Source organism: Dactylosporangium roseum (assembly GCF_025264685.1).
GTDB lineage: Bacteria > Actinomycetota > Actinomycetes > Mycobacteriales > Micromonosporaceae > Dactylosporangium > Dactylosporangium roseum.
Genome location: NZ_CP073721.1, coordinates 4276811 through 4299967 on the forward strand (window position 1 = coordinate 4276811; position 23157 = coordinate 4299967).

Consider the following 23157-nt stretch of genomic DNA (forward strand, 5'->3'; position numbering starts at 1 on the left):
CTTGCGCCACAACAGGTTCCGTTACGGGGCGTGGCGCGGCGGGCCGGACCCGCTCGCCCCGCCCTACGATGTGCGCGCCGCCGTCGACGAGGTCGGCGCCGAGGTCCTCGAGGGCGGCAGCCTGCGGGAGGCGCTGCGCAACCTGTTGCGCCGCGGCCCGCAGGGCGGCCGTGGCCTCGACGATCTGCTCGCCCGGGCCCGGCGCCTGCGCCGCGACGCGATGCGCCGCGGTGAGCTCGGCGGCGCCGTGACCCGGGCACAGCAGGTGCTCGACCAGGCCCTCGCCGCCGAGCGCGACGAGCTGGCCCGGCACGACACCGACGAGGCCCGCTTCGCCGAGACCGTGCTCGACAGCCTGCCGAGGTCCACCGCGCGGGCCGTCGAGGAGCTCTCGCGGTACAACTGGAAATCCGCCGAGGCGAGGGGCCTCTACCAGCAGATCCTCGACCAGCTCCGGCGCGAGGTGCTCGACCAGCGCTTCCGCGGCCTGCGGCAGGCGGTGCAGGATCCGGCCGCGGGCGAGCGGATGCGGGAGCTGCTCCAGGACCTCAACGCGCTGCTGGAGCGCCACGCCCGGGGCGAGCACACCGACGACGCGTTCGCGCGGTTCATGGAGCGGCACGGCGAGTTCTTCTCGGAGCGGCCCGCCGACGTCGACGAGCTGATCGACGCCCTCGCGCGGCGCGCGGCGGCGGGGGAGCGGCTGATGCGGTCGCTCACCCCGCAGCAGCGTGCCGAGCTGCGGTCGCTCATGGAGCAGTCGCTGGGCGACCTCGCCGGGGAGATGGGGCGGCTCACCGACAACCTGCGGGCGCTGCGGCCGGACCTCAACTGGGGCGGCGGCGAGCGGGTGCGCGGCCAGCGCGATCTCGGCTACGGCGAGGCCGCCGGCGCCCTCGAGGAGATCGGCGACCTCGACGACCTGCTCGACCAGCTCGGCCAGGAGCACCCGGGAGCGACGCTGGACGACGTCGACGTCGAGGCCGTCGAGCGGCAGCTCGGCCGGTCCGCCGCCGACGACCTGCGCCGCCTGCGCGAACTGGAGCGGCAACTGCGCCGGCAGGGCTGGGTCACCCGCGGCGGCGACGGCCTCACGCTCAGCCCGAAGGCGTTGCGCCGGCTCGGCGGCACCGCGCTGCGGACCGTGTTCTCGCAGCTCGAGGCGGGCCGGCGGGGTCAGCACGACCTGCGCGACGCGGGTGCCGCCGGGGAGCTGACCGGGGCGTCCCGGCGGTGGGCGTACGGCGACGAGCAGCCCATCGACGTGGTTCGCACGATCGGCAACGCGGTGCGCCGCCAGGCGACCGGCGGGACCACGACCCTGCCGATCCGGCTCGACGTCGAGGACTTCGAGATCGCCGAGACCGAGCGGCGCGTGTCGGCCGCGGTCGCGCTCTGCGTCGACCTGTCGTTCTCGATGATGGCCGACGGCCGGTGGGGCCCGATGAAACAGGCCGCGCTCGCGCTGTCACACCTGGTGGCGACCCGGTTCCCGCAGGACGCCCTGCAGATCATCGGCTTCGGGCGCTACGCCGTGCGGCTGTCCCAGGAGGAGCTGGCGGCCGTCGAGCCGGACATGGTGCAGGGCACCAACCTGCAGCACGCCCTGCGGCTCGCCGCGCGGCACCTGCGCCGCCACCCCGGCTCCGACCCGGTCGTCCTGGTCGTCACCGACGGTGAACCGACGGCGCACCTGCTCGACGACGGCTCGTCGTACTTCAGGTGGCCGCCCACCCCCGGGACGGTGTCCGCGACGGTCCACGAGGTCGACCAGCTCACCCGCTTCGGCGCGGTGCTGAACGTCTTCATGCTGGGCGAGGATCCGGGCCTGCGCCGCTTCGTCGACGCGGTCGCCCGGCGCAACGGCGGCCGGGTCTTCACGCCCGACGCCGACGACCTCGGCCGATACGTCGTGGCCGACTACCTCCGCGCCCGCCGGGGCAGACGGGGCTGACGGGTGTTTCGGCTTCCGGGTCCGGGGGGTACCAGACGCACGGAGTTCAGTACCCCCTCGTAACCCTCGTACCGGGAGTCCAACATGATCATCTTCGGTTTGATTCTCTTCCTGCTCGGGCTCTTCCTGCATGTCGGCATCCTGGAGACGATCGGCATCGTGCTGCTGATCATCGGGGCGGTGCTGTGGATCCTGGGTGCCGTCGGCCGTCCGCTCGCCGGACGACGGCACTATTGGTGAACCGTCACCCGTGGCGGGCTTCCGGGGCCGGTCGGCGAGCTGCCGACCGGCCCCGCGTCTGACGCGGTCAGCGTGTCCCGCGGCAGGCCCCGCGGGATGCTCACCGCGACGAGAACCACTTCCGCCGCTTGCGGACCGGCGCCGCCGGTGGGCGTCCGGCCACCTCGCGGGCGAGCGCCGTCACCTCCGGTACCATCTCCGGGGTCATCAGGACGATCTCGGCGAGGGAGCCACGGATCGTCACGGGCCGCCGCCGCGACGCCTCCACCGCGGTCACGAACCGGCGGCCGACGGTCCCGGCGACCTCCGCCCGGCACGCCGGGTCCAGCCAGGCCGCGACGGCCAGCGCGAAACACGCCGCCTCCGTGGTCCAGTCCTCAACGCCGAACGCGATCGTCGTCAGCAACGCCCGGGCGCTGCCCGTGTCGCCGGGTGCCGCTGCGGCCCGCAGCTCGTCGCAGTGCAGCAGGCCCAGGCAGGCGAACACCTGCGCGGACCGCTCCCACCAGCCGTCGGGCAGGTCCCGCGCCGGTGCGGGCGGGTGGACCAGCAGCGACAGCAGTTCCTCGGCCGGTAGCTGCCCCAGCGGCAGCGCCCGGTCGTACGCGCCGACCGGGTGCGGCCATGTCGGCGCGGCGACGCGGGCCAGCAGCTCCCGGCTGCGCGCCGAGGCCGGCTCCACGGTCGGGTACGCGTCGAGACCGTCGTAGCGCCACAGCACCCGCCCCGGCCGCAGCGGGGCCACCAGGTCCGCGGGCGGCGGCCCGGCGATCTCGACGGCCAGGCCGGGCATCCGCCGCCGCAGGAGGGCGAGCGCGCTCGGTACCTCCACCGCCGACAACCGCATCGTGCCGCCGGTGTCACGCCGGTCCTTCGGAACCTGGGCGAGGAAGTTCACGCAGGCCTCGGTCGGCCCGGCGGCGATGCCGAGCCACGGCGTGCCGCCGCAGGCACCCTCGAGGTCGGCGTGCTCATGGCTGTACACCGGGTTGGTGCGCGTGAAGTCGACAAGCCCGACCAGGTGCCGCACGTCGCCGTCCCGGCCGAAGCGCAGCCGGGCCGCGGTGTGGGCGGCGCAGTCGAAGCCGGGCGCCGCGCGGGTCGCGAGGTCGAGCAGCGCCAGGGCCTCGTCGAGCCGGCCCGCCTCGCCCAGCCAGTTCGCCATGTCGGCGCACAGGTCGATGTCGGCCGGCGAGGCCCGCCACGCCGCCCGCATGACCTTCAGCGCGGCGTCGAGGCGCCCGTCGGCGCGCAGCGCGTACGCGTACCAGACCGAGGTGAGCTTGTCGGGGTGCAGCCGGTGCCCGCGCCGGCCCCAGCGGACCGCCTCGGCGACGTGGCCGGGGAACCGCCGGGCGAGCCCCGCCGCGGCGCCGTGCAGCATCGCGTGGTCCGGGTGCGCCGCGGTCGCGCGGCGGGCGAGGTCGAGGTACACCTCGTTGGCCTTCGCCACCTCCGGCCCGGCCGGGTCGCCGAGCCGCTGCATCACGCCGATGAACAGGCGGGACAGGTCCTCGGGGTCGACGCGGGCCACGTCGAGCGCCCGGACCCAGGTGACGTCCGCCCACGGCAGCGCCGGCTCGTGCTTCGTCGCCTGGACGAGCAGGCGCAGCGCCTCCAGCGGAGCGGCGGCGGCCCGCAGGTGCGCCCGCGCCACGACGGTGCCGATGTAGGCCGGCTCCTCGAGCGGGAACAGCGCCGGCGCGCCGCGGCCGGCGCGGCTGGCGAGCGCGGCGAGCACCTCGTGCACCTCGGGCAGTGCCGGGGCCCACGCGATCGCACCGGCCAGGTGGTTCGCCGCGTGTGCCAGGTCGTCGTCCGCGAGCGCCACCCGGGCGAGGGACAGTTCGCCGTGCGCCTGCGCGACCGGATCCTCTTCAGTCACAGCCACGCGGGCAGGGTATTGCAACGCCCGAATGCCGCAGTTGGCGGGTGCTTCCCACGTCCGGGTCACCCGCCACGGCTCACGATGATCGCCGATGAACGATAGCCGGCCGGACATGACCGACGTCAACGTCGCCCCGGTTCGGCCGTTCCGTCGTCAGGCGGGCCGGCAGGTGCCCAACACCCGCGTGACCGTGACCATGATCACCACGCGCGCCGGGTTGACCCGCGGCTGCCGGTAGCGGCGGGCGTAGCGTTCCTCCGCGTCCCGTACGACCTCGGGGTCCGTATCGACGACGGCCGTCCCCTCCAGGGTGCTCCACCGGCGTCCGTCGACCTGCGTGATCGCGACCCTCGGATTGTTCCGCACGTTGCGCACCTTCTGCGACGTCCCGGAGGTGAGCACCCGCGCGATGCCGGTCGCCGGGTCGTAGGTGGCGCCCACCGGTACCACATGGGGCGTCCCGTCCCGCCGGAGCGTCGCCAGGGTGCAGAGATGCCGTTCGGCCCAGAACTCCTCGAACTGTGTCATCGCTCACGCACCTGACCGTCCGCGACCGCGACGTGCCGGTTGGTGTGCACGGCCGCCAGCATCCGCCGGTCGTGGGTGACCAGCAGCAGCGTGCCGGGGTAGCTGTCGAGAGCCTGCTCCAACTGCTCGATCGCCGGCAGGTCGAGATGGTTCGTCGGCTCGTCGAGGACCAGCAGATTGACGCCCCGGCCCTGCAGCAGCGCCAGGGCGGCCCTCGTGCGCTCGCCGGGCGACAGGCTCTTCGCCGGCCGCAGCACGTGCCCGGCGCGCAGGCCGAACTTCGCCAGCAGTGTCCGCACGTCCGCCGGGTTCTCGTCCGGCACCTGCTGCCGGAACGCGTCGAGCAGCGTCGCGTCGCCTTCGAACAGGCGCCGGGCCTGGTCGACCTCGCCGACGACCACGCCGGGACCGAGGTGCGCCGTGCCGGTGTCGGGCGGGATCCGCCCGAGCAAGGCGCCGAGCAGGGTCGTCTTGCCCGAGCCGTTGGCGCCGGTGATCGCCACCCGGTCGGCCCAGTCGATCTGCAGGTCGACCGGGCCGAGGGTGAACCCGCCGCGACGCACGGTCGCGTCGCGCAGCGTCGCCACCACCGCGCCCGCCCGCGGCGCCGCGGCGATCTCCATCCGCAGCTCCCACTCCTTGCGCGGCTCCTCGACGAGCTCCAGGCGCTCGATCAGCCGGTCGGTCTGGCGGGCCTTCGCCGCCTGCTTCTCCGAGGACTCGATCCGCTTGCCCTTGCCGATCTTGTCGTTGTCGGGCTGCTTGCGGCGCGCGTTCCGGACGCCCTTCTCCATCCAGGCGCGCTGGGTGCGGGCGCGGGCCTCCAGGTCGGACTTCGTCTCCGCGTACTCCTCGTAGCGCTCCCGGGCGTGCCGCCGCGCGACCTCCCGCTCCTCCAGGTAGGCCGCGTACCCGCCGCCGTAGTGGTTGACCCGCTGCTGCGCCAGGTCCAGCTCCAGGATCCGGGTCGCGGTCCGCGCCAGGAACTCGCGGTCGTGGCTGACCAGCACCGCGCCGCTCTTGAGGCCCCGGACGAACCGCTCCAGCCGCTCCAGGCCATCGAGGTCCAGATCGTTTGTCGGTTCGTCGAGGAGGACGATGTCGTACCGGCTGAGCAGCAGCGACGCCATGCCGGCGCGCGCCGCCTGACCGCCGGACAGCGCCGTCATCGGCAGTTCGAGGTTGTCGGCGACCTCCTCGGCCCGCTCGTCGAAGTCGGCGCCGCCGAGTGCGAGCCAGCGCTCCAGGGCGGTACCGTACTCGTCCTCGGCGGCCGGGTCGGTCGCGAGCGCCTCGGCCGCCGCGTCCATCCGGCGCTGTGCCTCGGCGACGCCGGTCCGGCGGGCCAGGAACTCGCGGACCGTCTCACCCGGGCGGCGATCCGGCTCCTGCGGCAGGTATCCGATCGTGGCCGTGGGCGGGTTGAGCTGGACGCTGCCGTGCTCCGCGGGCAGCAGCCCCGCGAGCGTGCGCAGCAGCGTCGACTTGCCCGCCCCGTTGACCCCGACGAGCCCGACGACGTCTCCCGGCGCCACGACCACATCGAGATCCGAGAACAGGGCCCGGTCGCCGTGCCCGGCGGCGAGGCCCTTGACCACCAACGTCGCAGACATCCGGATAGTGTGCCTCAGCGCGTCCGGGCCGGCCGCGGGGAGTAGTTTGATTGTGGAACGCGAACGGCTCGAAACAGGAGTGACGTCTTGAGCACACCAGCGCCGCCCGGCGACCAGCCCCTGTCGCACCGGCAGATCGTGACGATCCTCGCCGGGCTCATGATGGCCATGTTCCTGGCCGCTCTCGACCAGACCATCGTGTCGACGGCGATGCGCACGATCGCCGACGACCTGGGCGGGTTCTCGATCCAGGCGTGGGCCACCACCGCGTTCCTCATCACGTCGACGATCGCGACGCCGCTGTACGGCAAGCTCTCCGACATCTACGGCCGCAAGCCGTTCATCCTCTTCGCCATCGGGATCTTCATCGTCGGCTCCGCGCTGTGCGGGCTGGCGACGTCGATCTACCAGCTCGCCGCCTTCCGCGCCGTCCAGGGCATCGGCGCCGGCGGCCTGTTCTCCCTGGTGTTCGCCATCATCGGCGACGTGGTCCCGCCGCGCGAGCGGGCGAAGTACCAGGGCTACTTCCTCGCCGTCTTCGGCACCTCCAGCGTCCTCGGCCCGGTCCTCGGCGGGTTCTTCGCCGGCGCCGACAACCTCCTCGGCGTCACCGGCTGGCGCTGGATCTTCTACATCAACGTGCCGATCGCCCTGGCCGCGTTCCTGGTCGTCGTGCGCGTGCTGCACATCCCGCACCGCCGCACCGACCACCGCATCGACTGGCCGGGCGCGCTCGCGCTCGTCGTCTGCCTGGTGCCGCTGCTGACCGTCGCCGAACAGGGTCGCGAGTGGGGCTGGGACTCCGGCCGGTCGCTGCTGTGCTACGGCATCGGCGCCGCCGGCCTGATCCTGTTCGTCATCGCCGAGTACTCCTACAAGGACGAGGCGCTGCTGCCGCTGCGGCTGTTCCGCGGACGCACCTTCTCGGTCGCCTCCACGGGCAGCTTCATCCTCGGCATGGCGATGTTCGGCGGGCTGCTGACCCTGCCGCTGTACCTCCAGATCGTCAAGGGCGCGACCCCGACCGAGGCCGGTCTCATGCTGATGCCGCTGGTGCTCGGCATCATGACGGGCTCGATCGTCTCGGGTCAGATGATCGCGCGCACCGGGAAGTACCGGAAGTTCCCGATCATCGGCTCCCTGCTCATGATCGTCGCGCTGTTCCTGTTCTCGCGCATCGGCGCCGACACCCCGCTGTGGCGGACCATGCTGGTCATGGCGCTGATGGGTCTCGGCCTGGGCGGCAACATGCAGCCGGTCATCACCGCCGCGCAGAACGCCGCGAATCCGCGCGAGATCGGCGTGGCGACCTCGACGGTGACGTTCTTCCGCTCGATGGGCGGCACCCTGGGCGCCGCGGTGTTCCTGTCGATCCTCTTCAGCCTGCTGCCGGACAAGATCAAGTCGGCGTTCACGGCGGCGAGCGCGACACCGGAGTTCCAGGCGGCGGCGCGCGCCGACCCGCAGAACATCCGGACGATCCAGTCGGCGGCGACGTCGGGCAGCGCCGACTCGTTCAACGACACGTCGTTCCTGGAGCGCCTCGCGGCCCCGCTGTCCCACCCGTTCAAGGTCGGCTTCTCGGACTCGATGAGCATGGTGTTCATGGTGGCGACGACCATCATGGTCGTGGGCTTCGTGGTCATCCTGTTCCTGCCGGAACTGCCGCTACGGTCGATGTCGGCGGCCCAGCAGCGGGCAGCCGAGGACGCCGTGGCCGCCGCTTCCTCTCCCGCGTCCTCGGACGCGGCCGGTCCCGGCGGGGTGCCGGCGTTCACGCGCGGCGCCGCGCCGCCGGCCGGCGGCTCCCGGCTCCCGGCGGCGTCCGGCTCGACCGGCGGCGCCCACGAGGCCGAGGGCGTGGCCGAGCCGTCCGACTCGGAACCCCGCCACGCCCGCTGACCCGTCGACGTCCACGGCGGCCGGGAATCCCGGCCGCCGTGGCGTTCCCGGTGACGTACCGCACGCGTGCTGCGGCCGACCGTGACGTCGTGCGGTTTACCTCAACCCGCCACCGTACTGACCTAGCTTCCTAGGACGCAATAGAGGGCGTGGCTGGCGCCACGCTGGAGAGCACATTCCAGCCGCTACGCGGCGGATCTTCGTTCTTCGCGGTGTCCGAGGTCGACGCCCGCCACGCGCGCCGGACGGCGGAGATGCCGCGGGTGAGCGGGCAACCGGTACACTTCGGCCCATGCGTGGCGAGTCGGAGCATGGTCGGGTGGCCTACCTGGCCAGGCCGCACCGGCCCGCGCTCGTCGCCCGGACGCTGGACGAGCTGCGCGGGCCGGTCCACGGCACCGTCGAGCTGCCGCAGCGGCTGATGTGGAATCCGCAGCGGCGGTTCGATCTCGACAACCGTGACCTGCTCCTGTGGATGTACGAGAACGTGCTCCGCGAAGCCATCCGCCACGACGAGCTGCGGCGCTTCCTCAACGGGCGGATGCTCGTCCGGGTGTGGCCCGACCTCAACCTGCCGCACGCCGTGCGGCGCGCCTGGGAGGCACGGCATCCGCGGCTGCGCGCCGGCGGGTGAGTCCCGACCCGTTCCACGTCGACGTCGCCCGGATCGCGCTCGCGGTCGCGGAGCGGCACGGGTTCGTCCTCGGCGGCGGGTTCGCCTGGCTCATGAACGGGCTCGTCGAGCGGCCCACCGAGGACGTCGACCTGTTCACCGACACCGACGGCGCGGCCGGGGCGGCCGCCGACGCGGTGTGCGCCGCCCTGCGTGCCGCCGGGTACACGGTCCACCAGGAGCGGGCCGACGATCTCCTCGACCTGTTCGCCGGGTTCGACCAGCGGGAGTTCACCGTCGGGGACGGCACGCGCACGGTCCGGCTCACGCTCTCGCGTCTCGACCGGCGGGAGAGTCCGGTGATGATGGACGTCGGGCCGGTGATGCACCTCGACGATCTCATCGCCACCAAGGTCGCCGCCCTGGTGAACCGCCGGGAGGTCCGCGACTACATCGACGTCGCCGCGGCCCTGGAGCGGTACACGGTGGAGGAGCTGCTCGACCTGGCCCGCCGGCAGGACCCGGCCCTCGAGGACGAGGACGTCGTCGCCGCGGGGCGGTATCTCGACCGCCTCGACGACGGCCGGTTCACCTTCTACGGCCTCACCGCGGGGCACGTCGCGACACTGCGCGGGAAGCTCAGGCACTGGCCGAGGTAGCGTGCCGCCGAGAACCTTCACCCGCGACCGCGTCACTCACGCACCATAGGGCAGATGGTCGTTGGGCGCGGGGCTGACCGGTGACGGCGGCGCCTCCGGGATCACCAGCCACAGGATCGGGTAGGCGAGGGCGGCGGTGCCGCCGGTGAGCAAGATGGCCAGCAGGTACCCGGCGCGGACCATCGTCGGGTCGGCGTCGAGGTACTCGGCGATGCCGCCGAGAACGCCGGCGACGGTGCGGTCGGAGCGGGAGCGGCGCAGCCGCTTGATGTCGGTCATGCCTGCAAGATTGCCCGCGGCGACGCCCTGGCCACCTCGGGTGACGCCCTGAGCTAGCCCTGAATCGGTGACCCCTGCGTGGTGCGGGGCGAACCGGCCCGGGAGCCTCATGCCCCGGCGCGCGTGACGGCCCCTCCCGCGCCGGACGGGCCGCACCGCTCACCCGGGTGGTTCCAGCGGAGCTGCGCGGGGGAGATCCGCCGTGGACGCGTCAGCGGCCGTCCTGGCGCGGGATCACGACCTCCCGGACGATGAGCTGCACCGCGGCCACCACCGGGATCGCGATCAGGGCGCCGACGACGCCGAGCAGCGCCACGCCGAGCAGCACCGACAGGATCGCGGCGAGGTCGGTGACCTTCACCGCGCGGCGCATCACGTTGGGGTAGATGAGGTAGTTCTCGACCTGCTGGTAGATGACGAAGAAGATGACGCAGGCGACGCCGACCTGGATCGACGACGTGGCGAACCCGACGATGCTCACGACCACCGCGCCGATCGTGGCGCCGATCTGGGGGATGAGGTCGGTGATGGCGACGAGGACCGCGAGGGCGTACGGATAGGCGACGCCGACGATCAGCAGGAACACGAACGAGGACAGCCCCGCGACGACCGCGATCGCCAGGGCACCGCCGAGGTATGCGCCGACCTTCGCGAGGATCTCGTCACCCAGCAGCCGCACGCGCTCCCGGCGGGTCGCCGGCACCAGCCGGTACCCTCCCTCCTTCAGGCGGTCGAAGGCCGCCATGAAGTAGAGGGTGAGCACGACCACGGTCAGGATGTTGAACAGTGCGCTGAACGCGACCTGGACCCCGCCCCACACCCCGCCGAGCGCCTTCGTGACGTTGCCGGCGGTCGCCACGTTCTTGAGCTGGTCGAGGAGCTGGTAGTCCTCGTTGAGCTTGTTCAACTGGCCGTTGCGGCGCAGGTTGTCGATGTAGCCGGGCAGGTTGTCGATGAGCTCGCCGGTCTGCTGCACCAGCGGCGGGATGAGGGCGAAGATGCCGCCGCACAGCAGGAGCATCGATCCGATGCCGACGGTGGCCACGGCGAGGCCGCGGGGCATGCCCCACCTGGTGAGCCGGACCACGGCCGGGTTGAGGCCGATCGCGAGGAACATCGCGATGAAGATCAGCATGAGGATCGAGCGGACGTTCTGCACCGCCAGGTAGGCGCTGTAGGCCAGCAGCAGGCCGAGACCCGCGGTCAGGCCGATGATCAGCGGCGAGCGGCGCATCGGCGGCCCCGGCTTGCCGAACCGCGGCGCCTGGACGACGACGACGTCGACCTCGACGTCCGGCGCCGGCGCGGGAACCGGACGGTGCGGTGGTGCCGGTTCCGCCGTAGCCTGCTCCTCCACCGGAGGTCGCGCGACCTCTTCCTGCACTGCCGACCCCCTCCGGAACGAACGACCTTGAGGCAGGGTACCGGGTGCGTCCCAGCTTCGGTCGGTAGCGTAATGGGATGGCAGATCTCGTGTACCCACCGGTCATCGCGTTCGCGAAGACCATGTTCCGTGTGCTCGGTATGAGGATCACCGTCGCGGGCGCCGAGCACGTGCCGGCCACCGGGGGCGCGGTCATCGCCTGCAACCATGTGTCCTACCTCGACTTCATCTTCTGCGGGTTGGGCGCACGGCAGTCGAGGCGGCTGGTGCGGTTCATGGCCAAGGAGTCGATCTTCCGGCACCGCATCGGGGGGCCGCTGATGCGCGGCATGCGTCACATCCCGGTCGACCGTGACGCCGGCCTGGCGTCCTACAAGGCCGCCCTCGCCGCGCTCAAGGAGGGTGAGGTCGTCGGGGTCTTCCCCGAGGCCACGATCAGCCAGTCGTTCACCGTCAAGGACATGAAGAGCGGCGCGGCCCGCCTCGCCGCCGCGACCGGCACCCCGCTGGTGCCGATGGTCCTGTGGGGCACCCAGCGGTTCTGGACCAAGGGCCGGCCCCGCAATCTCACCCAGCGTGGGGTGCCGATCACCATCATCGCGGGGGAACCGTTACACCCGGGGCGCCGCGACAGCCAGGACGCGGTGACCGCCGAGCTGCGGGCCCGGATGTCGGCGATGCTCGACCGGGCCCAGCGAGAATATCCGCAGACCCCGAAAGGTCCGGACGACGCGTGGTGGCTGCCCGCCCATCTGGGCGGCACCGCGCCGGAGCCGGAGATCTACGAGCCGGAGGCCAAGTGACCCACCCCGAACCCGCCGACCTGCTCGTGCTGCTGCGCGAGCTCGAGCCCGTCGTCGAGGAGAATCTCAACCGCCATCTCGCCACCGCCAAGGAATGGTTTCCACACGAGTACGTGCCGTGGAGCGAGGGCCGCGACTTCGACGGCGTCCTCGGCGGGGAGCCGTGGGACCCCGGGCAGTCGCGCCTGTCCGAGGTCGCCCGCACCTCGCTCGTGGTCAACCTCCTCACCGAGGACAATCTCCCCAGCTATCACCACGAGATCGCCACGATCTTCGGCCGTGACGGAGCGTGGGGCACGTGGGTGCACCGGTGGACCGCGGAGGAAGGCCGTCACGGCATCGCTATCCGTGACTATCTGCTCGCCACCCGGGCCGTCGATCCGGTCGCTCTCGAGCGGGCCCGCATGCAGCACATGGAGGGTGGCTTCAGCAACTCCTACGACGGGCTGATCGAGTCCGTCGCCTACGTGTCGTTCCAGGAGCTCGCCACCCGGGTCTCGCACCGCAACACCGGCGCGATCAGCGGTGATCCGGTCTGCGAGCAGTTGCTGGCCCGGGTCGCCGCCGACGAGAACCTGCACATGATCTTCTACCGCAACCTGCTCAACGCCGCGTTCGACCTGGCACCGAACACGGCGATGCAGGCCGTCGCCAAGGTCGCCGCCTCGTTCCAGATGCCGGGCCACACGATCGAGAACTTCGGCCGGAAGTCCGTCCAGATCGCCAAGGCCGGCATCTACGACCTGCGTCTGCACCACGACGACGTGCTCGTCCCGGTGCTGCGCCAGGTCAAGGCGCTCGACCGGGAGCTGTCGGGCGACGGCGCCGCGGCGCGGGACGAGCTGGTCGCGTTCATGACCGATCTGGACGCCCAGGCGTCACGCTTCGTGGAGCGCCGGGAAGCCGCGCGGGCCAAGCAGATGGCGCGCGCCGGAGCCTAGCGAGCCCGGACCGGTTGCGGAGAGCGATGTCCCGGACGGTACGCTCCAACGACCGTTCCGTGCCCGTCACTGCCTGTCTGACCGTTTTGCAAGCGATCAGACGGGCACGTTTCGGGTGTGGATGTTCACCCCCCGTACCGGAAGGCAGCATCGCCATGGCCAGACGCGTGATCCACGAACTGATCGACGACCTTGACGGCGGCCTCGCCGACGAGAGCGTCAGCTTCGGCCTTGACGGCGTGCAGTACTCGATCGACCTGTCCACGAAGAACGCCGCCGAGCTGCGCGAAGCCTTCGCGCCGTTCGTCGCCGCCGCCACCAAGGTCGGCCGCGCACCAACCGGACCGGCTCCGGCCCGTGCGGCCGGCCGGCTCCGGCCGGTCCTCACAGCCCGTGCCGAGCGCGAGCAGAACCGCGCGATTCGCGAGTGGGCGCAGAGCAAGGGCATCGAGGTCTCCGACCGCGGCCGCATCCGTGCGGATCTCGTCGAGCGCTACCACGCCGAGGCGGGTCGGTAGAACCGGGGTGGAACCGGCCGAGGGCGCTCACCGTCCGCGGGGGGCGCCCTCGGTGCATGTCGCGGCAGCGGTACGGCCTGGGCCCGCCCACCTGCCGCGATCGTCAGGCGTTCCGGCTGGTTGTGCTCGTGACCACGGCCACAGCCGGCCGGAACCCGCGGACGTCGACGCGCCGTCGCGCGGCTGGCGTCTGGTGGCTCGTGGTCGTCGCTGGCCCCGGGCCGGGCGGCTCCATGATCATGGGAAAGATGTGGCTGCCCCGATAGCCAGATCTTTCCCATGATCTGTGAAGTCGAGCGGCCCGGCGGCGGATTGCGCCGCAACGCGCAACGCGCGGCGGTCGGCATGCCCCGGCGGCGACGCCTCCGAGCCCTGCGTCCGAATTGTCGGTTTGGGCCGGGGCGACCAGGGCTGTTGGGCTGAACTTCGCGGCTCAGGCGGGGACGGCGGCGGGGTCGCGCAGCAGGGCAGCGGCCTCCTCGGCCGGCAGCGGGCGGGCGAAGTAGTAGCCCTGGCCGAGGTCGCAGCCCATCCGCCGGAGGGCGAGGAACTGCGCGTACTGCTCGATCCCCTCGGCGACGGTGGCCATCCCGAGGCTCTGGCCGAGCCGCACGATGGTCCGGGCGAGGGCCGCGTCCGGGGTCGTCCCGCTGAGCCGTTCGACGAACGACCGGTCGATCTTCAGGGTGTCGACGGGGAACCGCCGCAGGTAGGCCAGCGAGGAGTAGCCGGTGCCGAAGTCGTCGATGGCCAGCCGCACACCGATCTCCTTGAGCGACAGCAGGACCGCGAGGTTCTCCTCGGTGTCGGTCATCAGGACGCTCTCGGTCATCTCCAGGCAGAGCCGGTCGGCGGGCAGTCCCGTCTCGGCGAGCACCGAAGCGACGACCTGCGGCAGGTCGGGCTGGTCGAACTGCCGGCCGGACACGTTGACCGCCATCGTCAGCGGCTTGTCGCCGCCCCACTCGACGGCCTGGCGGCACGCCTCGGCGAGCACCCACTGCCCGAGCGGCCGGATCAACCCGGTCGACTCGGCCAGGTCGATGAAGTCGGCCGGCGGGATCATCCCGCGGACCGGGTGCCGCCAGCGCACGAGCGCCTCGAACCCGACGATGTCGCCGGTGCGCAGCTCGATCGTCGGCTGGTAGTGCAGCTTGAGCTCGTCGCCGTTGTCGAGCGCGCGGCGCAGGTCGCCGGCGAGCTGGAGCCGCTCGACGAGGCCGGAGTGCATCTGGGGGTCGTACCGGGCGAACAGGCCGGACCCGGCGGACTTCGCCCGGTACATCGCCAGGTCGGCGTTGCGCATCAACTGGTCGGCGTCCTGCGCGTCGGGGCCGGTCAGCGCGATGCCGATGCTGCCCTGGACGTGGATCTCCTGGTTGTCGATCAGGAAATGTTCGTCGAGTGTGTCGATGATGCGGGCGGCGAGCTCGTCGGCGGCGCCGGCGTCGGTGACGGTGTCGACGAGGACCGCGAACTCGTCGCCGCCGAAGCGGGCCACGGTGTCGCCGGGGCGGACCGCGTCGCCGAGCCGGGACGCGACCCGCACCAGCAGCGTGTCGCCGGCCGCGTGCCCGAGGCTGTCGTTGACCTCCTTGAACCCGTCGAGGTCCAGGAACAGGACGGCCACCTCGCCGTCGCCGCGGCGGCGCAGCGCGGCCTCGACCCGGTCCTTGAACAGGGCCCGGTTGGCGAGCTTCGTCAGCCCGTCGTGGAACGCCTCGTGGACGAGCTGGTCCTCGAGTTTCCGGCGTTCGCTGATGTCGCGGGAGTTGAGCACGATGCCGCGCACGTTGTCGTCGCCGAGCAGGTTGGTCATGGTGACCTCGACGACGCAGGCGTGCCCGTCGGCGTGGCGGACCGGCAGTTCGATGACCTGGGTCGCGTACGGTGTGCCGCTGATCGCGTCGATGGCCTCCCGCAGCCGGGTGCCGGCCTCGGGGTTCATGATCTCGGGCAGCCGCTGGCCGATGGCGTCCTTCGGGTCGTAGCCGAAGACCCGTTCGAGCGACTCGCTCTGGTAGCTGACGATCCCGTCCCGGTCGATGACGGAGACCACGTCGGAGCTGTGCTGCACGAGCGCCTGGAAGCGCTGCTCGCTCGCGCGGAGCTGGGCGGTGCGCGCCTCGACGCGCGCCTCCAGGTCGCGGGTGAGGGAGCGGTTCTCCAGCAGCGTCAGCAACTGCCGGCCGACGATGAGCAGGATGATCGCGGAGCGGGTCCACGACACGAACGAGTCGTGCATGCCGTGCCGGAGCACGTCGACCGTGCTGGTGACGAGCGACCCGAGCACGGCGAGGTAGGGCAGCATGACGCCGAGCGGGCGGGTCAGCGCCCGGGGGTCCTCGGCGGCGGCACCGGTGCCGGGCCTGCGGGCGGCGAGCAGGATCAGCGCGAAGCCGGCGAACCAGCCGACGTCGAGCACGGCGCCGGAGCCGTAGCTGTCGGTCAGGGTGAGGTAGGCGTACCCCGAGTCGGAGACGGTGAACGCGGCGAGCCCGCCGCCGATGAGCGGCAGCGACATCGGGCGGGGACCGCCACGGCGGACGCGGGCGAGCGTGACCAGCACGACGGTGAGCACGACGACGTCGCTGGCGGGATACCACAGGTTGACGAGCTGCACGCGGCTGCCATCCGCGCCCTGCGCGACGAGCGGCCCGAGGATGAGCACCCACGTGATGAGCAGCAGCGACGCGGCGATCATGAGACCGTCGAGGATGCTGCGGGCCTGCTGGGCGACGCTCTGCCGGCTCATCGGCAGCAGCAGGAGGCCGGCCGCGGTCAGCGGCATCATCCAGAAGTACCCGGCGTCGGCCAGGGACGGGAACGGTACCTTGGTGCCGAGCACCGTCTCGTACCAGATGTAGAACATCTGCCCGACGCCCCAGGACAGGTTGCCGAGGCCGACGAGCGCCCACGCCCAGCGGACCCGGTGCCCGTCCGCGCCCCACGCCCGGACGAGGCAGCCCCACGCGGCGGTGAGGGCGCCGGCGAACAGCGCGACGTTGGACAGGTTCCGGGCCACGAGCTGGCCGCCGAGCCCGGTGACGAACGCGGCGAACAGCGTGACGGTCACCGCGGCCACGACCGCGCACAGGACCGCGTGGCCGCGGGTCGGCGCGGCCGTCCTGAGCAGCTTCCCCAGCCAGCTCAGCATCGTGCCTCCCGGGTTCCGCGGCGGTTGCGTGCCGCTCAGATCGGAACCGGGGGAGACGAACTGAGCCGGGCCGGTGCGCGGCAACCGCGCCGCACCCGGGTTGCGCTGCTCGGGGTCACCCGGACGGGAATACGCGTCCCGCGCCGCGCCGCGGCCGCCGGGCCGCTCGGTGCCGGCGGACGCTTAGTAGCGGCCCAGCGCGGCGGCCGGGCCGAGGACGATCCTCGGGTTGGCGGCCGGGTCCAGCCAGCGCAGCACCGCCACCAGGTGGTCGTGGGCCAGGCTGACACAGCCCAGGGTCGCGTTGCCGTTGCTCTGGTGCAGGAAGATGCCGCTGCCGCGGTGCGGGGTCGCCGGCATGTTGTAGCGGATCACGGCCAGGTGCGTGTACTGCGGGCTGGTCCGCCACAGCGCCTCGCTCGGGTCGCCCGGGTCCGGGCCGTGGTGGAAGGTGTTGTAGCCCGGCGAGTCGCTGTTCTCGTTCCACCAGTCGTCCGGGGCCACCCGGTGGTAGGCGAACTTCGTGCCCGGGTTCGCCGCGATGCCGTACATCGTGGCGTCGAACGAGTACATGCCCGTGGGGGTGGTGCGGTCGCCCTCGCGCTTGTCGTCGCTGAAGCCGTTGCCGCCGATCCGGGCCGGCATCGCCGGGAACGCTGGCCGCCACGCTCCGCCCGCCTTCGCGTACGCCTGCAGGGTCGCCGTCGTCGACGCCATGCTGGACGCCCGCACGATCACGACCTGGGTTGTGTTCGCCGGCAGGGTCCGCAGCCTCGACGCGTCGTTCCGCGCGACGGTACCGGCTGGGCCCGCCGGTCGCCCCGCCGCCGCGCTCGGCCGGCGGGGTGCGGCGGACGTGGCGGACGGCGCCGGGGACGCCGGCGGCGACGGGGAGATCGCGGCCGGCACCTCGACCGGCGCGATCGGGGACTCCGGCGCCGACGGCAGCGGCGTCGCCGGGTCGCGCTCGAACGTCCGCGAGCAGGCGCCGAGGCCGGCCGCGAGGAGCAGCGTGAGTGTCAGGACACCGAACGTCACCAGCGTCGCGCGTCGTCCATCCTGATCAACCGGCACGCCCCATAGTATCGGCGGATGACCGTACGTGACCGGATGCTCGCCGCCGCCGCGCTCGTGTCGGTGTTCCTCGCCGCCCCGGGGCTGGCCGGCTGCGGCGGCACCGGGCGCGCTCCGGCCACGGCGGCGGCAAGCGGCGCCGCGTCGCCGGGTGTCCCGTCGCCGGTGGCGGGCACAGCCAGTACGACTCCCGCCGAAACGCCGCCGGCGGACTCCGCCGAACCGTTGCCGCCCGACCTGCGCCAGGCGATGACCGGGGTTTCGTGGCGGCCGGGCTGCCCCGTCGGCCTCGACGACCTGCGGCTCCTGCGGCTGACCTACGTCGACTTCGCCGGCACCGAGCGGCGCGGGCGGTTGGTCGTGCACCAGGACCTCGCGGAGGCCACGCTGCGGGCGTTCGCGAAGCTGCGGGCGGCGCGGTTCCCGATCCGCGGCATGCGACTCGTCGAGGACTACGGCGGCAGCGACGACGCGTCGATGGCCGCGGACAACACCTCGGCGTTCAACTGCCGCAACGTGCCGAACACGAAGCACTGGTCGAACCACGCCTACGGGCGGGCGATCGACATCAACCCGGTCGAGAACCCGTACCTGCCGAAGGGGCAGATCATGCCACCCGCCGGCAAGGACTACCTCGACCGGCGTGCCGTCAGACCGGGCATGATCGTCGCCGGCGACCCGGTCGTCGCGGCGTTTCGCGCCGAGGGCTTCACCTGGGGCGGCGCCTGGCGCTCCGGCGTGGACTACCAGCATTTCGAGCGGCCCCGCTGACCGGTCGGGTGAGCCGAGCGGTGCGGGATGGTCGCGCCGTTCGGGGGAACAGTTTGCCGGAGGGCGTCGACATACTAGGCGGCATGTCACGCACGGGGTTGTTCCGGTTGCTGCTCGCGGGCGCGTTGGCGCTGATCGTCGGTGGTCTGGCGACCACCGCGTACGCGCTGCGCAGAAGCTGGTCCGGCCTGGCCTCGTCGCCCGCGGCCGAGGTCGCGTCGGGCGCGGCGGCGCCCTCCTCGGCCACGCCCGCGTTCGTCGGCTGGTCCGACCCCGCACTGGTCGGCAAGCCGTGGGGCACGAAGGTCACCGGCCTGCTGACGTTCCGCGGCAACCCGACCCGCACCTACTACGGGCAGGGCCCCGTGCCCCGGACGATGCCGAACCACAAATGGCAGTTCCCGAAGTCCGGCGGCATGTGCGCGATGTCCGAGGACAAGGGCAAGACGACGCAGTGGTGCGGCAACGGCTGGACCGGCCAGCCGGCGGTCTTCGAGCGCGACGGCCGCACCTGGGTGGTGTTCGGCGCCTACGACCGCAACATCCACTTCCTCGACGCCGCGACCGGTGAGCGGATCATGCCCGACTTCAAGACCGGCGACATCATCAAGGGCACGGTGACCGTCGACCCCGACGGCTACCCGTTGCTGTACTCCGGCTCGCGGGACAACCACTACCGCGTCATCGCGCTCGACCGGGGTGTGCCGACCGAGCTGTGGAGACTCTCCGCCGACGCGGTCCAGCCCACCATGTGGAACGACGACTGGGACGGCTCCGGCCTGATCATCGACGACTACCTCTTCGAGGGCGGCGAGAACAGCCAGTTTCACATCGTGAAGCTCAACCGCGGGTACGACACCAACGGCAAGGTGACGGTCAACCCCAAGCTGGTGTTCAACACGCCCGGCTGGGACGCGCAACTGCTCAAGGACTTCGGCGACACCAACGTGTCGATCGAGAACTCGGTCGCCATCTACAAGAACACCGTGTACTTCGCCAACTCCGGCGGCCTGGTGCAGGGCTGGGACATCAGCGGCCTCAAGGAGGGCAAGACGCCCACGCGCACGTTCCGGTTCTGGACCGGCGACGACACCGACGCGTCGATCGTCATCGACCAGGATGGATTCCTGTACGTCGGGTCGGAGTACGAGCGCGGCAACGCCCGCTCCCGTGAGGTCGGGCAGATGCTCAAGCTGGACCCGTCGAAGCCCGACAATCCGGTGGTGTGGTCGGTGAAGGACCAGGGCAGCAAGCCGGCCGGCGTCTGGGGCACCCCGGCGCTGCACAAGGACATCGCCATCTTCGACACCACGGGCGGCGACGTGCTCGGCATCGACCGGATGACCGGCGCGGTGCGGTGGAAGTTCCGCGTGCCGGGCAACGAGACCTGGCAGTCCCCGGTGGTGGTGGACGACACGCTGTTCATCGGCGACTGCTCGGGCGTGATGCACGCCTACGACGTGGCCGACACGTCGGCCCAGCCGAAACTCCTGTGGGAGATGAAGATCGGCGGCTGCATCGAGGCGACCCCGGCGGTCTGGAAGGGCGCGATGTACTTCGGCACCCGAGCCGGCGCCTTCCACGCCCTGTCGACCTCCTAACCTCGGCGTCCACCCTCCTCCCTTTGGCGTCGATCTTGCAGTTGTGGTGCCGGGACACTCCCAGGATGTTCCGGTTTGTCAGGCACCACAACTGCAAGATCGACGCGCACGACGCCGGTCGTCGGCGCCGATCGTCCGGTAGCCCTGCGGCTCGACGAGTTGCGCACGTCGAGCAGAACGTCCTCGCCGTGGGTGGGCTCGCCCAGGGCGAGCAGGCGCGGCCGGGCCGGGAGCCACCCCATGACGGCAGCGGCGGCATCGTCGACGGCAACCGTCATACCCTCAACGGTATCGTTGAACTAACGGTTGAAACTTCGGTGCGAAAGGGGCGGGACAGTGGGCCTTCAAGGCGGCGGTCGGCTGAGGCCGGTCGACCTGGCGCGCCTGTACGGCCTGTCGACGCAGGCGATCAGGAACTACGAGGCGGCCGGCATCCTTCCGGACGCTGACCGCAGCCCGTACGGCTACCGCGCCTACACGCCGCTGCACGCGAACGCCCTGCACGCGTTCCTCGCCCTCGTGCCCGGCCACGGCCACCAGACGGCCACGGCGATCATGCAGGCGGTCAACCGGGACACGGTCGAGGACGCGCTCCGCCTCATCGACGAGAGTCACGCCCAGCTCCTCGACGACCGCCGTACCCTCCAGGCCGTCGAGGCCGCGCTTCGCGATCTCGAGCCCGTCCCCCAGGAACGCGGCGACACGTTTGTCGGTCCCCTGTCGAGGAGGCTCGGCATCCGCCCGGCCACCCTGCGCAAGTGGGAGCGCGCCGGCCTGGTCCGGCCGCGCCGCGACCCGCGGACGGGCTACCGGGTCTACAGCGCGGCCGACGTGCGCGACGCTCTGCTGGCCCACCAGCTCAGACGGGGCGGCTACCTGCTGGAGCAGATCGCTGCGCTGATCGGTCAGGTCCGCTCCGCGGGCGGTGTCGCGCCGCTCGAGTCGACGCTGCGCGACTGGCGCGCCCGTCTGGCGGCCCGGAGCCGCGCCATGCTCACGGGCGCTGCGGCGCTGCACGCCTATCTCGGCTGCCGGCCGTAGACAGGCGTGGCTGGTGTGGAGTCCTGTGGTTGCCCGGGCCGCCACGGGACTCCACAGCCGCGCCAGTCCGCGCCCTCGTGGCGCCAGTCCGCGGGTGCCGAGCGGGCCTCCGCGCTTCCCCCATATCCTAGCATCCTAGGATGCCTTAGAGGGCGTGGCTAGCGCCACGCTGAAAGCACAAAGTCGGCCGCTACGCGGCGGACTTTCGTTTTTCTCGGGGTTCGTGCCGGACGTCAGGATGGACGGGACACGGACTGGCAGGCGACCACCGCGTCCAGGTGCCAGCCCAGGGCGTCGTAGGAGCGGAACGTCAGCACCGCCACCGTCTTCGACCTGCTGTCGAACCCTATGTCGACGCGTTTGTCGTCCTGGTAGAGCCGGCGCTGGCCGGACGCCAGCTCGGCGGAGCGGGCCCGGGCCCAGGCGTTGGCGAGCTCGGCCGGGGTGCGGGTCTCGCGGGTGGTGGGAGACGCGGTGGCGCGCGCGCCGGAGGGGCGGCCGGTGTCGCCGCAGCTCAGCCGGTCGGCCGGTTCGGGTTCGGGGTCGTTGACCCAGTTGACGTACATGATGAGCGCCGCGGCGGCGATGCTGACCCCGAGGAGTTTGACGATGGTCCGGCGCACCTACTCAGCGTGCTCTTTTCGCCACCATTCGGCGCCGCTTTCGGGCAACGTGTCGATCGGATCGTAGTACGGGTAGCTGCGGTCGAGGTCCATGGAGGAGTCCTCGATGGAGGTGCGGTAGTTCTTGGTCCAGTAGGTGATGCCGCGTTCGCGGTCGTACTCGGTGACCATGTGGACCCAGCGTTTGCCGACGAAGGGGACGTCGCAGACGATGCGCGGGGTGGCGTAGCCGGGGAGGTAGCCCATGATGTCGTGCTGGAGTTGCTGGGCCTGCCAGACGGCGACGCGCCAGTGCTCGGCGTTGGGGATCATGTCGCACATGTAGAAGTAGTAGGGCAGGATGCCGGCCTCTCCCTGGAGGGCGAAGCAGAGGTCGAGCAGGTCGGCGGCGGTGGCGTTGACGCCGCGCATGAGGACGCCTTGGTTGCGCACGTCGCGGACGCCGACTTCGAGGGCGGTCTGTGCGGCGCGGGCGACGAGCGGTGTGAGTGACTGCACGTGGTTGACGTGGGTGTGGATGGCGAGGTTGACGCCGCGGCGGGCGGCGGTGCGGGCGACGCGTTCGAGTCCTTCGACGACGTCGGGTTGGAGCCAGTGCTGGGGCAGGCCCATGAGGGCTTTGGTGGCGAGGCGGATGTCGCGGACGGTTTCGATGTCGAGCAGGCGCATGAGGAAGGACTCGAGGTGCTTCCAGGGGACGTTGGCGACGTCGCCGCCGGAGACGACGACGTCGCGGACGCCGGGGTGGGCGCGCAGGTAGGTGATCATCGCGTCGTAGCGGTCGGCGGGTTTGCGGGTGAGCCGGAGTTTGTCGACGGTGGGGGTGGAGTTGCCGACGAGGTCCATGCGGGTGCAGTGGCCGCAGTATTGGGGGCAGGTGGAGAGCAGTTCGGCGAGGACTTTGGTGGGGTAGCGGTGGGTGAGTCCTTCGGCGACCCACATGTCGTGTTCGTGGAGGGAGTCGCGGGTGGCGTACGGGTGGGAGGGCCAGTCGGTGAGGCGGTCGCTGGCGACGGGGAGCATGTAGCGGCGGACGGGGTCGGCGTAGAGGGCTTCGGTGGTGATGTCGTCCGGGACCATGGTGTTGATCATCTGGGGTGGGACGAGCATCGACATGGTGGCGTGTTGTGCCTGGTCGGTGGCGAGGTCGGTGTAGAAGGTCTCGTCGACGAGGTTGCCGAGGACGGTGCGGAGCTGGTTGATGCTCTTGACGCAGTGGGCGCGTTGCCATTGGGCGGATTCCCACTGTTCGCGGGTGGTGTCGCGCCAGCCGGGGAAGCGGTGCCAGTCCGGTTCGACGAGTGGTCGGCGCTGGTAGACGTATGGCTGCATCTGAAGCCTCCCCGGCGAAATACTTCCGCGACATACGCACCATAGCCGGAGTTCTTCTCGGATTCGACCGCTGTGGAGAAGATCTTACTGTCTGGTGCCGGCTGGGTTGCGTCCGGACCGGTCGGTGCGGCCTGGGTGAGCCGGGCGTGTCGGTGGCGGGTTGCGCGCCAGCCGGAAGGCTTGAAGAATATCCTGTGTCAACGCTAGTGTGCCGGAAATTCTCCGGTTGACTCTGG

The 23157-nt window shown here is 71.7% G+C and carries 21 protein-coding genes; 11 read left to right on the forward strand and 10 right to left on the reverse strand.

Annotation, left to right across the window (positions count from 1 at the left end):
* Position 1: 1 nt before the first annotated feature.
* Positions 2 to 1954 (forward strand): vWA domain-containing protein, encoded by a 1953-nt coding sequence (locus Drose_RS20045; RefSeq protein WP_260722822.1) that lies wholly within the window; start codon positions 2 to 4, stop codon positions 1952 to 1954.
* An 84-nt stretch (positions 1955 to 2038) separates the two neighbouring features.
* Positions 2039 to 2194, forward strand: a complete 156-nt coding sequence (locus Drose_RS20050; RefSeq protein ID WP_260722823.1) for a DUF6131 family protein — start codon at positions 2039 to 2041, stop codon at positions 2192 to 2194.
* A 100-nt stretch (positions 2195 to 2294) separates the two neighbouring features.
* Here Drose_RS20050 and Drose_RS20055 read toward each other — a convergent pair whose 3' ends face one another.
* The 3 genes from Drose_RS20055 to Drose_RS20065 all read right to left on the reverse strand — a co-directional run bounded on the left by Drose_RS20055 (position 2295) and on the right by Drose_RS20065 (position 6223).
* A complete protein-coding gene (locus Drose_RS20055; protein WP_260722824.1) occupies positions 2295 to 4085 on the reverse strand; it encodes a tetratricopeptide repeat protein in 1791 nt (596 codons plus the stop codon).
* A gap of 150 nt (positions 4086 to 4235) precedes the next feature.
* Positions 4236 to 4610: a pyridoxamine 5'-phosphate oxidase family protein gene (locus Drose_RS20060; RefSeq protein ID WP_260722825.1), complete on the reverse strand. Its 375-nt coding sequence runs from the start codon at positions 4608 to 4610 to the stop codon at positions 4236 to 4238.
* Positions 4607 to 6223 carry an ABC-F family ATP-binding cassette domain-containing protein gene (locus tag Drose_RS20065; protein ID WP_260722826.1) on the reverse strand — a complete coding sequence of 539 codons (1617 nt, stop codon included), beginning with the start codon at positions 6221 to 6223 and terminating at the stop codon, positions 4607 to 4609. The genes Drose_RS20060 and Drose_RS20065 overlap by 4 nt, the downstream gene beginning before the upstream one ends.
* Positions 6224 to 6310: 87 nt before the next feature.
* Between Drose_RS20065 and Drose_RS20070 the strand changes: the two genes are divergently transcribed.
* From Drose_RS20070 to Drose_RS20080, 3 genes are all read left to right on the forward strand, one after another.
* Positions 6311 to 8125 (forward strand): MDR family MFS transporter, encoded by a 1815-nt coding sequence (locus Drose_RS20070; protein WP_260722827.1) that lies wholly within the window; start codon positions 6311 to 6313, stop codon positions 8123 to 8125.
* Between the two features lie 292 nt (positions 8126 to 8417).
* Entirely contained in the window at positions 8418 to 8759 is a 342-nt protein-coding gene (locus Drose_RS20075; protein WP_260722828.1) for a hypothetical protein, read from the forward strand.
* The gene (locus tag Drose_RS20080; RefSeq protein WP_260722829.1) at positions 8756 to 9397 is read left to right on the forward strand and encodes a nucleotidyl transferase AbiEii/AbiGii toxin family protein; all 642 of its coding nucleotides are present in this window, start codon (positions 8756 to 8758) and stop codon (positions 9395 to 9397) included. Before Drose_RS20075 ends, Drose_RS20080 begins: the two co-directional genes overlap by 4 nt.
* A 36-nt stretch (positions 9398 to 9433) precedes the next feature.
* Here Drose_RS20080 and Drose_RS20085 read toward each other — a convergent pair whose 3' ends face one another.
* Together Drose_RS20085 and Drose_RS20090 are read right to left on the reverse strand one after the other, a co-directional pair.
* Positions 9434 to 9676 carry a PspC domain-containing protein gene (locus Drose_RS20085; protein ID WP_260722830.1) on the reverse strand — a complete coding sequence of 81 codons (243 nt, stop codon included), beginning with the start codon at positions 9674 to 9676 and terminating at the stop codon, positions 9434 to 9436.
* A gap of 211 nt (positions 9677 to 9887) precedes the next feature.
* Positions 9888 to 11060, reverse strand: coding sequence for an AI-2E family transporter (locus tag Drose_RS20090; protein WP_260722831.1), 1173 nt, complete (start codon positions 11058 to 11060; stop codon positions 9888 to 9890).
* Positions 11061 to 11137: 77 nt separating this feature from the next.
* Between Drose_RS20090 and Drose_RS20095 the strand changes: the two genes are divergently transcribed.
* The 3 genes from Drose_RS20095 to Drose_RS20105 all read left to right on the forward strand — a co-directional run bounded on the left by Drose_RS20095 (position 11138) and on the right by Drose_RS20105 (position 13322).
* Complete coding sequence (locus Drose_RS20095; protein ID WP_260722832.1) at positions 11138 to 11863, forward strand: lysophospholipid acyltransferase family protein; 726 nt, start codon at positions 11138 to 11140, stop codon at positions 11861 to 11863.
* A complete protein-coding gene (locus tag Drose_RS20100) occupies positions 11860 to 12804 on the forward strand; it encodes an acyl-ACP desaturase (protein WP_260722833.1) in 945 nt (314 codons plus the stop codon). The genes Drose_RS20095 and Drose_RS20100 overlap by 4 nt, the downstream gene beginning before the upstream one ends.
* 155 nt (positions 12805 to 12959) lie before the next feature.
* Positions 12960 to 13322, forward strand: coding sequence for a histone-like nucleoid-structuring protein Lsr2 (locus Drose_RS20105; RefSeq protein WP_260722834.1), 363 nt, complete (start codon positions 12960 to 12962; stop codon positions 13320 to 13322).
* Between the two features lie 433 nt (positions 13323 to 13755).
* Here Drose_RS20105 and Drose_RS20110 read toward each other — a convergent pair whose 3' ends face one another.
* The gene (locus Drose_RS20110) at positions 13756 to 16479 is read right to left on the reverse strand and encodes a putative bifunctional diguanylate cyclase/phosphodiesterase (protein ID WP_260722835.1); all 2724 of its coding nucleotides are present in this window, start codon (positions 16477 to 16479) and stop codon (positions 13756 to 13758) included.
* 183 nt (positions 16480 to 16662) lie between these two features.
* Complete coding sequence (locus tag Drose_RS20115) at positions 16663 to 17553, reverse strand: L,D-transpeptidase family protein (protein ID WP_260722836.1); 891 nt, start codon at positions 17551 to 17553, stop codon at positions 16663 to 16665.
* 18 nt (positions 17554 to 17571) lie between these two features.
* On the opposite strand from Drose_RS20115, the gene Drose_RS20120 reads away from it, so the two are divergent.
* Both Drose_RS20120 and Drose_RS20125 read left to right on the forward strand, forming a co-directional pair.
* Positions 17572 to 18324, forward strand: a complete 753-nt coding sequence (locus Drose_RS20120) for a M15 family metallopeptidase (protein WP_260722837.1) — start codon at positions 17572 to 17574, stop codon at positions 18322 to 18324.
* 83 nt (positions 18325 to 18407) lie between these two features.
* On the forward strand, positions 18408 to 19925 hold the full coding sequence (locus Drose_RS20125; RefSeq protein WP_260722838.1) for an outer membrane protein assembly factor BamB family protein: 1518 nt from the start codon (positions 18408 to 18410) through the stop codon (positions 19923 to 19925).
* Here the strand turns inward: Drose_RS20125 and Drose_RS20130 are convergent.
* Positions 19922 to 20203, reverse strand: coding sequence for a hypothetical protein (locus Drose_RS20130; RefSeq protein WP_260722839.1), 282 nt, complete (start codon positions 20201 to 20203; stop codon positions 19922 to 19924). The genes Drose_RS20125 and Drose_RS20130 overlap by 4 nt on opposite strands.
* A gap of 58 nt (positions 20204 to 20261) precedes the next feature.
* On the opposite strand from Drose_RS20130, the gene Drose_RS20135 reads away from it, so the two are divergent.
* Positions 20262 to 20966 (forward strand): TioE family transcriptional regulator, encoded by a 705-nt coding sequence (locus tag Drose_RS20135; protein ID WP_260722840.1) that lies wholly within the window; start codon positions 20262 to 20264, stop codon positions 20964 to 20966.
* A 233-nt stretch (positions 20967 to 21199) separates the two neighbouring features.
* Here Drose_RS20135 and Drose_RS20140 read toward each other — a convergent pair whose 3' ends face one another.
* Both Drose_RS20140 and Drose_RS20145 read right to left on the reverse strand, forming a co-directional pair.
* Positions 21200 to 21589, reverse strand: a complete 390-nt coding sequence (locus Drose_RS20140) for a hypothetical protein (RefSeq protein ID WP_260722841.1) — start codon at positions 21587 to 21589, stop codon at positions 21200 to 21202.
* Positions 21590 to 22921, reverse strand: coding sequence for a KamA family radical SAM protein (locus Drose_RS20145; RefSeq protein WP_260722842.1), 1332 nt, complete (start codon positions 22919 to 22921; stop codon positions 21590 to 21592). It abuts the gene before it with no gap.
* Positions 22922 to 23157: the final 236 nt, after the last annotated feature.

Bases quoted from the DNA above. Each gene is read 5' to 3' on its own strand.
- Drose_RS20050 (WP_260722823.1), top strand. From the start codon at position 2,039: ATGATCATCTTCGGTTTGATTCTCTTCCTGCTCGGGCTCTTCCTGCAT.
- Drose_RS20060 (WP_260722825.1), bottom strand. From the start codon at position 4,610: ATGACACAGTTCGAGGAGTTCTGGGCCGAACGGCATCTCTGCACCCTG.
- Drose_RS20065 (WP_260722826.1), bottom strand. From the start codon at position 6,223: ATGTCTGCGACGTTGGTGGTCAAGGGCCTCGCCGCCGGGCACGGCGAC.
- Drose_RS20075 (WP_260722828.1), top strand. From the start codon at position 8,418: ATGCGTGGCGAGTCGGAGCATGGTCGGGTGGCCTACCTGGCCAGGCCG.
- Drose_RS20085 (WP_260722830.1), bottom strand. From the start codon at position 9,676: ATGACCGACATCAAGCGGCTGCGCCGCTCCCGCTCCGACCGCACCGTC.
- Drose_RS20095 (WP_260722832.1), top strand. From the start codon at position 11,138: ATGGCAGATCTCGTGTACCCACCGGTCATCGCGTTCGCGAAGACCATG.
- Drose_RS20105 (WP_260722834.1), top strand. From the start codon at position 12,960: ATGGCCAGACGCGTGATCCACGAACTGATCGACGACCTTGACGGCGGC.
- Drose_RS20110 (WP_260722835.1), bottom strand. From the start codon at position 16,479: ATGCTGAGCTGGCTGGGGAAGCTGCTCAGGACGGCCGCGCCGACCCGC.
- Drose_RS20120 (WP_260722837.1), top strand. From the start codon at position 17,572: ATGACCGTACGTGACCGGATGCTCGCCGCCGCCGCGCTCGTGTCGGTG.
- Drose_RS20125 (WP_260722838.1), top strand. From the start codon at position 18,408: ATGTCACGCACGGGGTTGTTCCGGTTGCTGCTCGCGGGCGCGTTGGCG.
- Drose_RS20130 (WP_260722839.1), bottom strand. From the start codon at position 20,203: ATGACGGTTGCCGTCGACGATGCCGCCGCTGCCGTCATGGGGTGGCTC.
- Drose_RS20145 (WP_260722842.1), bottom strand. From the start codon at position 22,921: ATGCAGCCATACGTCTACCAGCGCCGACCACTCGTCGAACCGGACTGG.